The 13,137-nt window shown below is 58.4% G+C and carries 14 protein-coding genes; 6 read left to right on the forward strand and 8 right to left on the reverse strand.

Annotated features, from left to right (window positions below; genetic code table 11):
• Positions 1–95 precede the first annotated feature (95 nt).
• The 4 genes from AC13C8_RS19420 (at position 96) to AC13C8_RS19435 (ending at position 2,930) form a co-directional block, all read left to right on the forward strand.
• The gene (locus tag AC13C8_RS19420) at positions 96–590 is read left to right on the forward strand and encodes an RNA pyrophosphohydrolase (RefSeq protein WP_091431533.1); all 495 of its coding nucleotides are present in this window, start codon (positions 96–98) and stop codon (positions 588–590) included.
• Positions 590–1,081, forward strand: a complete 492-nt coding sequence (locus AC13C8_RS19425; protein ID WP_482848761.1) for a hypothetical protein — start codon at positions 590–592, stop codon at positions 1,079–1,081. Before AC13C8_RS19420 ends, AC13C8_RS19425 begins: the two co-directional genes overlap by 1 nt.
• Before the next feature lie 71 nt (positions 1,082–1,152).
• Positions 1,153–1,845 (forward strand): ribulose-phosphate 3-epimerase, encoded by a 693-nt coding sequence (rpe, locus tag AC13C8_RS19430; RefSeq protein ID WP_482848762.1) that lies wholly within the window; start codon positions 1,153–1,155, stop codon positions 1,843–1,845.
• Positions 1,846–1,982: 137 nt separating this feature from the next.
• Positions 1,983–2,930 carry an MBL fold metallo-hydrolase gene (locus AC13C8_RS19435; protein ID WP_482848763.1) on the forward strand — a complete coding sequence of 316 codons (948 nt, stop codon included), beginning with the start codon at positions 1,983–1,985 and terminating at the stop codon, positions 2,928–2,930.
• 7 nt (positions 2,931–2,937) lie between these two features.
• On the opposite strand, the gene AC13C8_RS19440 is transcribed toward AC13C8_RS19435, so the two are convergent.
• Genes AC13C8_RS19440 through dapE form a run of 3 tightly spaced genes read right to left on the reverse strand, consistent with a single transcriptional unit; the run spans position 2,938 to position 7,535 of the window.
• Complete coding sequence (locus tag AC13C8_RS19440) at positions 2,938–4,074, reverse strand: lytic murein transglycosylase (RefSeq protein ID WP_482848764.1); 1,137 nt, start codon at positions 4,072–4,074, stop codon at positions 2,938–2,940.
• A 51-nt stretch (positions 4,075–4,125) separates the two neighbouring features.
• Positions 4,126–6,381 carry a ribonuclease R gene (gene rnr / locus AC13C8_RS19445; protein ID WP_482848765.1) on the reverse strand — a complete coding sequence of 752 codons (2,256 nt, stop codon included), beginning with the start codon at positions 6,379–6,381 and terminating at the stop codon, positions 4,126–4,128.
• Positions 6,378–7,535: a succinyl-diaminopimelate desuccinylase gene (dapE, locus tag AC13C8_RS19450; protein ID WP_482848766.1), complete on the reverse strand. Its 1,158-nt coding sequence runs from the start codon at positions 7,533–7,535 to the stop codon at positions 6,378–6,380. The genes rnr and dapE overlap by 4 nt, the downstream gene beginning before the upstream one ends.
• Positions 7,536–7,685: 150 nt before the next feature.
• Here dapE and AC13C8_RS19455 point away from each other — a divergent pair, with 150 nt between their 5' ends.
• Positions 7,686–8,282, forward strand: a complete 597-nt coding sequence (locus tag AC13C8_RS19455) for a hypothetical protein (protein ID WP_482848767.1) — start codon at positions 7,686–7,688, stop codon at positions 8,280–8,282.
• A 10-nt stretch (positions 8,283–8,292) separates the two neighbouring features.
• On the opposite strand, the gene AC13C8_RS19460 is transcribed toward AC13C8_RS19455, so the two are convergent.
• The 3 genes from AC13C8_RS19460 to dapD all read right to left on the reverse strand — a co-directional run bounded on the left by AC13C8_RS19460 (position 8,293) and on the right by dapD (position 10,378).
• Positions 8,293–8,928 (reverse strand): HAD hydrolase-like protein, encoded by a 636-nt coding sequence (locus tag AC13C8_RS19460; protein ID WP_482848768.1) that lies wholly within the window; start codon positions 8,926–8,928, stop codon positions 8,293–8,295.
• On the reverse strand, positions 8,929–9,270 hold the full coding sequence (locus AC13C8_RS19465; protein ID WP_091431516.1) for a hypothetical protein: 342 nt from the start codon (positions 9,268–9,270) through the stop codon (positions 8,929–8,931).
• A gap of 280 nt (positions 9,271–9,550) precedes the next feature.
• Positions 9,551–10,378, reverse strand: coding sequence for a 2,3,4,5-tetrahydropyridine-2,6-dicarboxylate N-succinyltransferase (gene dapD / locus AC13C8_RS19470; protein WP_091431514.1), 828 nt, complete (start codon positions 10,376–10,378; stop codon positions 9,551–9,553).
• Positions 10,379–10,565: 187 nt separating this feature from the next.
• Between dapD and AC13C8_RS19475 the strand changes: the two genes are divergently transcribed.
• Complete coding sequence (locus tag AC13C8_RS19475; RefSeq protein WP_091431512.1) at positions 10,566–11,408, forward strand: LOG family protein; 843 nt, start codon at positions 10,566–10,568, stop codon at positions 11,406–11,408.
• A 21-nt stretch (positions 11,409–11,429) separates the two neighbouring features.
• Here AC13C8_RS19475 and AC13C8_RS19480 read toward each other — a convergent pair whose 3' ends face one another.
• Positions 11,430–11,786 (reverse strand): DUF1428 domain-containing protein, encoded by a 357-nt coding sequence (locus tag AC13C8_RS19480; RefSeq protein WP_091431509.1) that lies wholly within the window; start codon positions 11,784–11,786, stop codon positions 11,430–11,432.
• Positions 11,787–11,896: 110 nt separating this feature from the next.
• Entirely contained in the window at positions 11,897–13,087 is a 1,191-nt protein-coding gene (rlmN, locus tag AC13C8_RS19485) for a dual-specificity RNA methyltransferase RlmN (RefSeq protein WP_482848769.1), read from the reverse strand.
• Between the last annotated feature and the right edge of the window lie 50 nt (positions 13,088–13,137).

The raw sequence follows: 13,137 nt of genomic DNA on the forward strand, positions 1-13,137 counted from the left end.
TCGAAGGGCCGCCCAGAAGGGTGGCCCGTTTGCGTTTTCACCCGCTACGCCAACGCTGTATCGCCAACAAAGCTTCACCGAAATACGAGGTCGTTATGACACCTGCAGATATCGAAAAGCTGCCTTATCGTCCCTGCGTCGGCATCATGCTTGTAAACCGTGACGGAAAACTGTTCGTCGGACAGCGGCTGGACGCGCCGAAGCTGGGCACCAAAACGGCCTGGCAAATGCCTCAGGGCGGGGTGGAAGCAGGCGAAGACCCGCGTGAGGCAGCCTTGCGCGAATTGTGGGAAGAAACCGGAGTAACACGCGACCTTGTGCAGATCGAAGCCGAACTTCCCGACTGGTTGCCCTATGATCTGCCCCATGAGGTGGTGCCGCGCATCTGGAAGGGGCAATTTCGCGGACAGAAACAGCGTTGGTTTCTTGTGCGTTTTTTGGGCGATGACAGCGCTGTGAACATCGAAACCAAACACCCCGAGTTCAGCCAATGGGCCTGGATGGACCCCGACGAAGTGGTGGCCAACATTGTGCCATTCAAGCGCGATATTTATGATGCCGTGATCAAGGGTTTCCGGGGCCATCTGTGATGCGAGGTCCGCTGCTTGCCGCACTTTTCATGGTGCCGGATACCGCGCTTGCCCTGTCCTGCCAGCCATACAATGCCATTGCCGCGTTTATTGAGGCCGCCGACTCCGACGATCAGTATGTCGCCGTATTGGGTCGGCTGAGCTTTGATGAAAGCAAGGTGCCTGAAGTGGATTGGCCTCGGCAACAGGACGTCAGACCAAACAATTTCCTGACCGGTAGGATCAAAGGCAAAAGTCTTACCCCATCAGGGTTTGATGCTCCCTTCGCACGCGACATGAAGATCAACTTGCAATGCCGGGGGCCATGGTGTGCCCGGATCCAGAACGGTGCCGAACATCTCGTGTTTTTGAAACGGAAAAACGGGCACTATTTGCTTCAGGTCGATCCTTGCGGGGAATTTGCTTTTGGCAAACCGGATCGGAAAACCATCCGCAAAATCGAAAGTTGCATGCAAGGCAAAAAATGTGATCCCGAATTGCCGCGTCGCTGAGGTGTTTCGCCCTTCGCAAATGCGATATTCCCGCTATAAGGACGGCACACATCGCTGCCGGAGATCCCATCATGTCCTTTGACCGTTCCATCAAGATCGCCCCCTCGATCCTTTCTGCCGATTTCGCCAATTTTGGGCAGGAAATTCAGGCTATTGAAGCTCAGGGCGCGGATTGGGTGCATGTGGATGTGATGGACGGTCATTTCGTTCCAAACCTGACCTTCGGCCCGCCCGCCGTGAAAGCCTTTCGCCCGCATGTAACAACCTTCATGGATGTGCACCTGATGATCGCGCCGGTTGATCCCTATATCGAAGCCTATGCCGAGGCGGGCGCCGACATGATCACAGCGCATGTCGAAGCCGGACCCCATATCCACCGCACGCTGCAAGCCATCAAGGCGCAGGGTGTAAAAGCAGGCGTCAGCCTGAACCCCGGCACGCCACTAGACAGCATCGAACATGTGCTCGACTTAGTGGACATGGTGCTAATCATGACCGTGAACCCGGGTTTCGGGGGTCAGAAATTCATCCACTCGGGTGTCGAGAAAACCCGTCGTTTGCGCCAGATGATCGGCGATCGCCCGATTCATATCCAGATCGACGGCGGCGTGACCACCGAAACCGCGCCTCTGGTCGCCGAAGCGGGTGCGGACGTGCTGGTCGCAGGCTCCGCCGTGTTCAAAGGCGGCTCCGTCGACACACCAGAGGTCTATGGCCAGAACATTCGCGCCTTGCGCGCTGCCGCCGAAACCGCGCGTCCCTGACCGTTTCTTCTGGCTGGAAATATCCCGGGGTAGGTCCAATCGGAAGATTGGACCGTAGGGGCAGCGCCCCTGCCTAGACTCTGGATAATCACATTCGAATGTGACAATCTGATCCGAACAGATTGCCGGAGGACTCCATGTTACGCTTCTTCACAGCCGTTTTATCTCTGATCACACTGGCAGCTTTTGCCGATCAAGAAATCCTCGACCAGTATCCTGACTCGGTGCTTTATGAAAAACCGGTCGAGGTGATCCCGGATGTCTGGTCGGCCATCGGGGCCACCGCACCTCCGGGTTATGAGAATGCAGGCCATAACAACAACCTCAGTTTCATTGTGACTGGCGATGGCGTCGTGGTGATCAATGCAGGTGCCAACGCCAAGCTGGCCGCGGCATTACATGAAGAAATCAAGGCGATCACGGACCAACCCGTCAAGCTCGTAATCAACGAGAACGGACAGGGGCACGCAATGCTGGGCAACAATTACTGGATCGACCAAGGGGTCGAAGTGCTGGCCCATGTCGATGCCGCCCAAGAGTTCGAAGAATATTCTGCCCAGATATATGACGGCATGACACGCTATGCGCGCGAAAACGCAGAGGGGACGGTGCCGATGGGACCAACCCGCACGTTTGAAGAAAAAGAAACCATCACAATGGGCAACAAGACTATCGAAGTGCTCTATTCCGGCCCGGCCCACAGCCCCGGCGATATTCAGGTGTGGCTGCCGGATGATGGGTTGGTGATTGCAGGCGACATGGCCTTTCACAACCGTATCCCGCCAATTTTCGAAGACACTTGCACAAGCTGCTGGATCGAAACCTGGGAAACCACCTTTGCCCCGCTGGGTGCGACCTATGTGATTCCCGGCCACGGCTACCCCACCAACATGGCGCAGGTCGAAGAACACACGATCGGATATCTGAAACATCTGCGCGCCGAGGTCGGCAAACTGCTGGACAACGGCGGCACGTTGGAAGACGCCTATTATGTCGACCAGTCACCGTTCGCGCGTCATGACACGTTTGAAGAGTTGGCCACCAGGAATGCCGGTCAGGTTTTCACTGAGATGGAGTTCGAATGACCGCTGATCAGCCATCCTCGGCGCGAAGCCGGTCAAGTATCGCGCCGGACCCGAACCCGTCTGCGACCAATCCGCGGTCGCGTTGATAAGATCGCAACGCAGCCGCGGTGTTGGGGCCGGGGAACCCATCGACGCCTTGCGTGTCATATCCGGCTGTCGTCAAACGCTCCTGCACTTCGCGCATCCTGTCGCGCGTCAACACAACAAGATCGCCCGGGCATCTGGTTTTGATCGGTCGCCCGCCCTGCACTCGATCCGCCAGATACCCGGCGGCGATGGCATAGGCTTCGGCACGGTTGTAAGTCAGCAACACCTCGAAATTGCCAAATGTCATGAAGGCAGGACCACTTGCCCCAGATGGCAGAACGACCGAGGCGTCGCCATAGTCCGGAACCGGTCCGCCATCTGCCGAGCGGACGCCCATCCCCGCCCAGTCCAGGACCGGTCGCTTCGTTTGACGGCCCGCCAAAGCATAGTCGAACCCGCTGGGCAATGTGACCTCGACGCGGCAGGGGCGGCTCATGCGCCAGCCATGTTCGGCAAGGTAGTTCGCGATTGAGGCCAACCCGTCTTGCGGATCGTCGCCCCAGATATCGCGCCGCCCGTCCCCATCACTGTCGACCGCGAAGCGTTGATAGCTCGACGGCAGGAACTGCCCATGCCCCATGGCCCCGGCCCAGGATCCCAGCATGGAAGCGGGGGCAATGTCACCGGCATCAATGATCATCAATGCGGCAATCAGCTCATCTTCGAAAAACTCGGAACGGTGTCCGGATTGTGCCAGGGTTGCGAGCGCGGTCAGAACCGGCCAATCGCCGCGCGTCGCACCGTAATCGGTTTCCAGCCCCCAAATGGCCAGAATGACCTGCGCGTCCACACCAAATTGTTCTGAGATACTGTTCAAAAGCGCGCGGTTGGCTCGAAACCGCGCGCGTCCCTTGCGAATGCGGTTATCCGTCACCGCGCGATCAAGATATTGCGAGATGTTGAGCGTGAATTCGGACTGATTTGATTGCCTCTCAAGCACGCGCGGATCAGGTCGCAAGTAACTCGCGCAAAACTCTAACGTCTGGGCCGAAACCCCAGCCTGATCAGCGCGTTTCTGGAAGGCATGACACCATGCCTTAAAATCTGTTTCTAACATCGTACTGTTCAACACCAACTCAAATCAATTGTCCCACATGGACATTACCAACTACTTACGAGATCGCTTCACTTTCTTTTTTGTCTTTGCGGATTTCCGCTTTGTGGTCATGGGTTTATTTGGCACCGACTTCCCCCCTTTTCGGGTTCTGCTGGGGGTCAGTTTGCGCCCTTCAATGTTCAGAAGTTCAAGCGTCAGCCCGCCGGTCGTGGGAATGGCTTCGGCCAGTCGGACGGTCACGCGTTGCCCAAGACCGATCACCAACCCGGACCGCTCGCCCACCAGCACCTGTTCGTCTTTATCATGGCGGAAATACTCGTTGCCCAGCGAACTGATGGGCACCAGCCCGTCGGCACCTGTCTCGTCCAGTTTCACGAAAAGGCCAAACCGCGCGATGCCGGACACGCGCCCGGTAAACTCGTTGCCGACCCGTTCGGCCAGAAAGGCCGCCAGATAGCGGTCGGTGGTGTCACGTTCGGCTGCCATCGACCGCCGCTCGGTTTCCGAGATGTGCTGGGCCGTGGCCTCAAGCCGTTCGATATCCTCGGGGCTAAGGCCATCCTTGCCCCAGCCATGGCCAGAGATCAGGGCGCGGTGCACGATCAGGTCGGAATAGCGCCGGATGGGCGATGTGAAATGCGCATAAGATTGCAGCGCCAGCCCGAAATGCCCGAAATTCTCGGGATAATAATAGGCTTGCGACATTGATCTTAGGGTGGACAGGTTAACCAGTTCGTCAAACTCGGTGTCCTGAGCCTGAGCCAGCAGGTTGTTCAAGTGGCGGGTTTTCAGCACTTGTCCCTTGGCCAACGTGAACCCGGACGCTTGTGCGACCTCACGCAGCGCCTCCAGCTTCTCGGGGCTTGGTTCTTCGTGAACCCGGAACAAAAGCGGGCGACGCAAGCGGGTCAGTTCTTCGGCGGCGGCGACATTGGCAAGGATCATGAATTCCTCGATCAAACGGTGCGCGTCGAACCGTTCGGCATAGGCGACCGATGTGACCTTGCCTTCGTCGTCCAGAATGATCTTTCGTTCTGGCAGATCCAAATCCAGCGGTTGGCGTGACGCACGCGCCTGTTTGGTCACTTCATACGCGGCAAATAGTGGCGCGATGACATCGTCCATCAAAGGCGCGCATTTCTCGTTGGGGTTTCCGTCCTGCGCGGCCTGAACCTCGGCATAATTCAGCGACGCGTGGGACTTCATCAGCCCGCGAATGAAGCTGTGGCTGAGTTTGTGCCCTTGTGCGTCCAGCACCATACGCACGGCGATACAAGCGCGCGGCACGCCTTCGTGCAGGCTGCACAGATCGCCTGACAGCCGGTCAGGCAGCATCGGCACCACACGGTCGGGGAAATAGGTCGAGTTGCCGCGCCGTCGGGCCTCGAAATCCAGATCCGAGCCGGGGGTCACGTAATGCGCGACATCCGCTATGGCGACCCAGACCACATGGCCGCCGGGGTTTTTCGGGTTGTCGTCAGCGTGCGCATAGCAGGCATCATCATGGTCACGGGCATCCGAAGGGTCGATGGTGATCAGCGGCAGGTGGCGCAGGTCTTCGCGCCCTTTCAGTCCCGCAGGTTTCATCGCGTCGGCTTCTTCAATCACGTTGTCTGGAAACGCGTCGGGGATACCATGTTGGTGGATCGCGATAAGACTCACCGCCTTGGGGGCGGTCGGATCGCCCAGCCGGGCGACAATACGCGCGCGCGGCAAGCCCATACGGGATTTCGGACCGGATTGCTGTGCCTCGACCAGTTCGCCATCTTTCGCGCCTTCATCGGCACCGGGGTCGACCCGCCATTCCTTGTCCTGCCCCTTGTCGACCGGCACGATACGTCCGCCGTCCGACCCTTTTCGATAGATGCCCAGAATGCGGATCGGATTGGTGCCGATGCGACGGATCAGCCGCGCCTCGTAGCCATAGGGCTCGTCCTGCACTTCGGTCATGCGAGCCAGAATACGCTCGCCTTGTTCCAACGCGGGGTCCGAGCTTTTCATCACCAGAAGCGCGCGGGGGACGGCCCCTTCGCCTGCCCATTCCATCGGCGTGGCATACATGTCGCCGTCGGCATCGGCTGCGTCCACCCGCAGAACCGCGACGGGCGGGAGTTTGTCAGGGTCACGGTAGGTCTTGCCGCGCTTTGCCAGATGGCCTTCGGCTTCCAACTCTTTCAGCAGGCGTTTCAGGTCGATGCGCGCTGCCCCCTTGATCCCGAAGGCCCGCGCGATGTCGCGCTTGCCGGTTTGGGTCGGGTTTTCGGAAATCCAGTTCAGGATGTCCTGTTTGGTAGGGATCTGGCTCATGCAAAATAATCCCGGATAATGCGTGAATATATGGTTTTCAGCTGTCCGATCTGGGCCACTTCCACCCGTTCGTCCACCTGATGCATGGTTCTGCCGACAAGGCCAAACTCGACGACTGGGCAGATATTCTTGACGAAGCGTGCGTCGGAGGTGCCGCCGGTTGTGGACGCTTCTGGCCGTCGTCCGACCTCGGCTTCGACCGCATTGGCAACAAGATCCGAAAGCGCGCCGGGTGGCGTGATGAAACTTTCGCCCGACACTTTTGTAGTCATCTCGATATCAACGCCGGTGGCCTTGCCAACGCGGGCGGCTTCTGTGGCGAGCCATTGGATCAGGTCGTCTGAAGTGTGGGCATCGTTGAAGCGGATGTTCACTGTCGCCTTGCATTCGGCAGGAATGACGTTGGTGGCAGGGTTTCCGGTGTCAAAGGTCGTCACCGCCAAAGTCGAAGCGTCGAAATGGTCGGTGCCCTTGTCCATCTCGTGCCCTGTAAGGTCGGCGATCAACTGCGCCAGCGCGGGCACCGGGTTCAGAGCGCGGTGGGGATAGGCGGAATGGCCCTGCACACCGCGCGCCGTGAAAAACGTCGTCATCGACCCGCGCCGCCCGATTTTCATCATTTCGCCCATTATGTCTGGGCTGGTTGGTTCGCCAACGATGCAGTCGTCCATACCCTCGCCCGTATCGGCCATCCAATCCAGAATGGCGGTCGTGCCATCGGTGGCGTCGCCTTCTTCGTCGCCGGTGATGGTGATGACCAGCGAGGCGTTTTCGGGCGCATCCGCCACAAAATCAATGGCTGCGGCGACCCATGCGGCCACGCCGGATTTCATGTCCGTCGCGCCACGCCCGTAAAGATACCCGTCCCGAATTTCCGCCCCGAAAGGGTCAACGGTCCAGGCATCCGCGTCGCCCACCGGTACCACGTCTGTATGGCCGTTGAAGCCCAGCGTGCGGGCATTTCCCGAGCCCCATCGGGCAAACAGGTTCGACACGCCGCCCCGGTCGATCCGGGTGCAGGCAAAGCCCGCATCCGACAACAGTTTCTCAAGCAATCGCAATGCCCCACCTTCTTCCGGTGTCACCGATGGGCATTGCACCAGTTGCTGTGTCAGGGCCACCGGGTCGACCGGTGTATGGGATGTGTCGGGCATGTTTGCGTGCTCCTTTCCAACATCTGTAATAGGTTGGTGGGGGCAGGGCAATCTGTGGTCGCCGAGGTGTGTTGCAATGGTCAGGCTGGACCTTGGGTGGGGGCCGTTCTAACCTGCGTGCAACCCTTTGTGGCCGTTTCGGAGCCTTCTATGAAAAAACTACTGTTCTTTTTGGTTGTCCTTCCCCTGTCGGCCTGCTTCAACGCCGATCTGGATTTTGTCGTGCATGACGATGAAACGGCAACCATGTCGGCGCATATGATTTTGGGACCAGAGATGTACGGAATGATCGTCCAGAGCGGGCAAGACCCGTGCGAGGAAGGCGTCGGTACACCGAATGCAGACGGGTCGTTCAGTTGCCGGGTGGAAAAGACCGACACGATAGACAATCTGATTGCCGAGATCGAGACCGGCAAACAGAATGCAGCGAGTGGCGGAGTGAACCACAATCAAGGTGTTACCATTGAACGGATGGATGGCCCCTATGTTAGGCTGATCTTTGATCTGGCCGAGGTGAAGCAGGCCGCTGCCGAAAGCGGTGTGGATCCGTCGATGATGGGAATGCTGCAACAGGCCTTTCAGGGCCGCCGCATCCATATGACAATCACCGGCAAGGAAATTGTCGAGACCAATGGCATATTGTCAGAGGACGGAAAAACTGCCGAAATCACCATCCCGCTGCTTGCGTTGATTGAACCGGACACCAACCTGCCGAATCAATTCCTGACCATTGTGCGGACCGAGTGATCGGTAGTTTCTAAGCCAAGAACTGATCGACAATACCCGGCAGTTCACCGGGTGTGTTCACATGGGCATCTGCATCTGACAGATCGTCCGCTCCGCCATAACCCCATTCGACCGCAACAAACTTCATGCCGACGGCGCGGGCGGCGTTCAGGTCATAGTGCCGATCCCCGATCATGATGCAGTGCGCCGGATCATCCCCGGTCTGCGTCAGGGCATAAGCCAGCAACTCGGCTTTGTCATTGCGAGTGCCGTCCAACTCGGGGCCGAATTCTTGAGCCATGAATTTCGACAACCCAAAATGAGCCGTGATCTTCCGGGCATAGGCGTGGGGTTTCGCGGTGGCGATGTGCATCACGTGACGCGCGCCGATGGTGGTCAACGCCTCTGGGATCCCGTCGTAGACGGTGCAATCATACATGCCGCCCTTATCTTCATAAAACACCCTGTAATGTTCCAGCGCGGTCTGGGGGTCCGGCGTGCCGAGCTTTTCGAAACTCCATAACAGGGCAGGGCCGATCACCCATTCCAGATTGTCAGGCGAAGGCGCGTTCAACCCAAGTTCGCGAAGCGCTTTCACAACGCTGCCGGTGATGCCGCGTTTCGGGTCGGTCAAGGTGCCATCAAGGTCCCAGAAAACGGTGCCCATCTAGCTGTCCTCGTCAAAAAACGGGGTCATCTGGGCAACGATCACGCTGTTTTCCTTGAGCGCCCGGCCCATCAGGGTGCGCTCGTCTCCGGGAATGTCATGACCTTCGGCCAGACGCTCATCCAGACTCCCATAGCCGTTTACATCCAGAGGCGCCAGATCGGCCTGCTTCAGGATGGCGACAGTTTCGCGCACCGCTTCGGCCTCGTCCACGCCCGAGGCATAGCAAACCAATGCAGCACCGGTCGCGCCCTCGGGCAGCCCGTCCCCGTCTTTGCGACCAACCTCGACCAGCAGGGTATAGACCTGATGCGGTTTTTTCGGTTTTTTCTCTTTTTCCATGCGCCGGGCTTAGGCTGCATCCGCGCGGGGATCAAGCCTTGCCGGTTCAGACTGAATATGTGCAGGCCGAAGGGGGTTGCGCGCTGCGAGTCTGTGCGGCTTCGGCGGCAAAACCGACGGCAATCAGACCACTGAGTAGCAATATACGTATCATGATAACCTCCCATTGTTCGAAGGTGATACGCAGGAGAGCGGGAAATACGTCACTTTTTTATCAAAAGCTACGAAAAAAGGCGCGCCGACTGTCTGCGGCGCGCCCTGGAATGCAGATATGCCGTCGTCAATCGCGCAGCAGGTCGTTGATCCCGGTTTTCGAGCGGGTCTTGGCGTCGACCCGTTTCACGATCACGGCACAATACAGGTTGATCCCGTTTTTTGAGGGCATCGAACCTGCGACCACAACCGAATAGGGGGGCACTTCGCCATACATGATGTCGCCGGTTTCGCGGTCGACGATCTTGGTCGATTGGCCAATGAACACGCCCATGCCAAGCACCGATCCTTCGCGCACGATGCAGCCTTCGACCACCTCTGACCGCGCGCCGATGAAGCAATTGTCTTCGATGATCGTCGGGCCAGCCTGCATGGGTTCCAGCACGCCACCGATGCCGACACCGCCCGACAGGTGCACGTTCTTGCCGATCTGGGCGCAGGAGCCGACCGTCGCCCACGTGTCGACCATCGTGCCTTCATCCACATAGGCACCAAGGTTCACGAAGCTGGGCATCAGGACGACGCCGGGTGCGATAAAGGCAGATTTGCGCACGATGCAGTTCGGAACCGCGCGAAAACCTGCGGCCTTCCACTGATTATCGCCCCAGCCTTTGAACTTGCTGTCGACCTTGTCCCACCATCCCGCGCCTTGTGGGCCACCGTCGTGCTGTTCCATGTCCTTCAGTCGGAACCCAAGCAGCACGGCTTTTTTCGCCCACTGGTTCACATGCCAGTCACCGTTCTTCTGACGTTCCGCCACGCGCAGCCCGCCGCCATCAAGCGCGTTCAACGTGTCTTCGATGGCTTCACGAGTTTCGCCGGTGGTGCTGGGGGTGATTGTATCGCGCGCCTCCCAGGCGGCTTCGATGGCGGCTTCGAGTTGGGCATTCGACATGGGAAGAGGCTCCGTGCTTGGCGTTGGGCGAAATTGGTTTCGATTGGGCTATAAGCGGGAACGAAGGTTTGTGCAATGAATTGCGCCTTCGCGACTCGGTCGCGCCAAGGTGAAAACGCAACACTGGTTCTTCATCGTCAAAGGCGATAGCTCTTGGAAGAACGCATTAGTGACAGGATCAGTGAGCATGAAAGACGAACGCAACCACCCGTTCCGCGACAGCGAACAGGATCGCAAGGCCGCCCATCATACGCCAGATACGCCGCAGACGCGCGCGCAGGCCTATAAGCTGGCCTATGACGACCAGGAATTCATGTGCCGCGACGACCTGCGCCCAGTGCGCTGGCAGTTGGAACTGATGAAACCTGAACTGTTGATGCAGGAATATGGGGTGGACAGCACTGTTGTCCTGTTTGGTGGCGCGCGCATTCCCGAGCCTGCCAAGAAGGACACGGCGCGGACCCAGACGCTGGCCGATCTGTCACGGTTTTATGATGAGGCGCGCGAGTTTGCGCGGCTTATGACCCTGCGTTCCAAAGTGAACAACCACCGCGAAAATGTGATCGTCACCGGTGGCGGGCCGGGTGTGATGGAAGCCGGGAACCGCGGCGCGGCTGATGCGGGTGGCGTGTCCATCGGCCTGAACATCGTGTTGCCGCATGAACAGGCGCCGAATGAATACGTGACACCCGACCTGTGTTTCAACTTTCACTATTTCGCCATCCGCAAAATGCACTTCCTGATGCGCGCCGAGGCGATCGCCATCTTCCCCGGCGGCTTCGGCACGCTGGACGAAATGTTCGAAAGCCTGACCCTGATCCAGACCGGGCGCATGAAACGTGTGCCGTTCCTGCTGTTCGGCCGCGAATTCTGGACCCGGATTGTGAATTGGGAGGCCTTGGCCGACGCAGGCACGATCAGCCCCGACGATCTGGACCTGTTCCGTTTCGTCGAAACCGCGCAGGAAGCGATTGAGGTGATCGACGGCTGGGACAATCCGGGCAAGCGCACGGATATTCCGGGGCGGTAACACCTTTCGGGCCGGTCTGTATCAGCTTTCGACTTCAAAAATCGGGTCGAACCCGGCCCAGATCATGCGTTTGCCGTCAAATGGCATCTGGGCCATTTCTTTCCAGCGCGGGTCGGATTCCATGCGTTTTGCGGCAGCCTCGCAGGTGTCTTTGTCGGGCCATTCGATCCACGAGAATACAACCGCTTCATCAGGCGTCGCTTTGACGGCGCGCTTAAAGTCCGTGACCTTGCCGTCTGGTGTCGTCTCGCTCCATGTCTCGACAATTCGGGTTGCGCCATATTCCTGAAATATCGGCGCGGACTGGGCCGCAAGGTCGCGATAGGCGTCCTTTTTGTCGATCGGCACAGGGATGAGGAATCCTTGAACATAGCTCATGCGAAATCTCCCTTTATCCAGAGGTGATGCGGGCCGAACTGGTCTGCATCACACAGGGGCAATGTTACGCGATCACGCGAAATCTGCCAACTATACCGGATCATGGGCAGTTATTCGCCCAAGCCTGCCTCTGCCTCGATCTGGCGCTTCGATTTCCGCGCGCGTTCGGTTGCCGATTTCAACTGTCCACAAGCGGCCATGATATCTTCGCCCCGCGTTTTGCGGATAGGACTCGCGTAGCCCGCCTGATAGATGATGTTCGCAAAAGCGCGGATGCGGTTGTTCGATGACCGTTTGTAAGGTGCGCCCGGCCATTCGTTGAACGGGATCAGGTTGATCTTGGCGGGGATGTTGTGGCGCTTGATGTGGTCGATCAGACGATGCGCGTCATCATCACTGTCATTCACGCCGTCCAGCATCACATATTCAAACGTGATCCGTTCTGAATTCGAGACTTTGGGATAAGTCGCCAGCGAGCTTAGCAACTCCTCGATATTCCAGCGCTTGTTGATCGGCACCAGCTTGTCGCGCACCTCGTCTGTTGTGGCGTGGAAGCTGATCGCCAGAAGGCAGCCGATTTCTTCGGCAGTGCGGGCGATTTCGGGGACGACGCCGGACGTGGACAAAGTGATCCGACGGCGCGACAGCTGAATGCCTTCCGGGTCCATCGCGATCAGCATCGCGTCGCGCACGTTTTCGAAATTATAAAGCGGCTCGCCCATGCCCATCAACACGATGTTGGACAGCAGACGGGTTTCATCCTTGGGGGCACCGGGTTCGGGCCATTCATCCAGATCGTCGCGCGCGACCATGATCTGCCCGACAATCTCGGCCGAGATCAGGTTGCGCACCAGTTTCTGCGTGCCTGTGTGGCAGAAAGAACAGGTCAGGGTGCAGCCGACTTGCGAACTGATGCACAGCGTTCCGCGACCCTCCTCGGGGATATAGACGACCTCGACCTCGTGCCCGCCTGCGATGCGGACAAGATATTTTCGTGTGCCATCTTCGGACACTTGGCGGGTTACGACTTCGGGAATCTCGATCACGAAATGTTCGGCCAGAAGCAAGCGATAGGTCTTGGCGAGGTTGGTCATGGCATCGAAGTCACGCACACCCCATTGGTAAATCCACTGCCAGACCTGCCCGGTCCGCATCTTCGCCTGTTTTTCCGGCGTGCCGACGGCGATCAGCACATCACGCAATTGATCACGCGTCAGGCCGACGAGGTTGCGTTTGCCACCTTCGTCGACTTTGCGTGGGATGGTCATAACATCCTGAGTGATCGGGGCGGTCGGTTCCATGGTGCGTTCCATTCTGTGCAAGCCGGCAGTCTATAATGGACCAAACGCTG

The organism is Aliiroseovarius sp. B-4 (assembly GCF_056857795.1).

Excerpts from the sequence above, each read along its gene's own strand:
- rpe (WP_482848762.1), top strand. The coding sequence starts at position 1,153 with ATGTCCTTTGACCGTTCCATCAAGATCGCCCCCTCGATCCTTTCTGCC.
- AC13C8_RS19480 (WP_091431509.1), bottom strand. The coding sequence starts at position 11,786 with ATGAGCTATGTTCAAGGATTCCTCATCCCTGTGCCGATCGACAAAAAG.
- AC13C8_RS19435 (WP_482848763.1), top strand. The coding sequence starts at position 1,983 with ATGTTACGCTTCTTCACAGCCGTTTTATCTCTGATCACACTGGCAGCT.
- AC13C8_RS19420 (WP_091431533.1), top strand. The coding sequence starts at position 96 with ATGACACCTGCAGATATCGAAAAGCTGCCTTATCGTCCCTGCGTCGGC.
- rnr (WP_482848765.1), bottom strand. The coding sequence starts at position 6,381 with ATGAGCCAGATCCCTACCAAACAGGACATCCTGAACTGGATTTCCGAA.
- rlmN (WP_482848769.1), bottom strand. The coding sequence starts at position 13,087 with ATGGAACCGACCGCCCCGATCACTCAGGATGTTATGACCATCCCACGC.
- AC13C8_RS19460 (WP_482848768.1), bottom strand. The coding sequence starts at position 8,928 with ATGGGCACCGTTTTCTGGGACCTTGATGGCACCTTGACCGACCCGAAA.
- AC13C8_RS19455 (WP_482848767.1), top strand. The coding sequence starts at position 7,686 with ATGAAAAAACTACTGTTCTTTTTGGTTGTCCTTCCCCTGTCGGCCTGC.
- AC13C8_RS19425 (WP_482848761.1), top strand. The coding sequence starts at position 590 with ATGCGAGGTCCGCTGCTTGCCGCACTTTTCATGGTGCCGGATACCGCG.
- AC13C8_RS19465 (WP_091431516.1), bottom strand. The coding sequence starts at position 9,270 with ATGGAAAAAGAGAAAAAACCGAAAAAACCGCATCAGGTCTATACCCTG.
- AC13C8_RS19475 (WP_091431512.1), top strand. The coding sequence starts at position 10,566 with ATGAAAGACGAACGCAACCACCCGTTCCGCGACAGCGAACAGGATCGC.
- dapE (WP_482848766.1), bottom strand. The coding sequence starts at position 7,535 with ATGCCCGACACATCCCATACACCGGTCGACCCGGTGGCCCTGACACAG.
- dapD (WP_091431514.1), bottom strand. The coding sequence starts at position 10,378 with ATGTCGAATGCCCAACTCGAAGCCGCCATCGAAGCCGCCTGGGAGGCG.
- AC13C8_RS19440 (WP_482848764.1), bottom strand. The coding sequence starts at position 4,074 with ATGTTAGAAACAGATTTTAAGGCATGGTGTCATGCCTTCCAGAAACGC.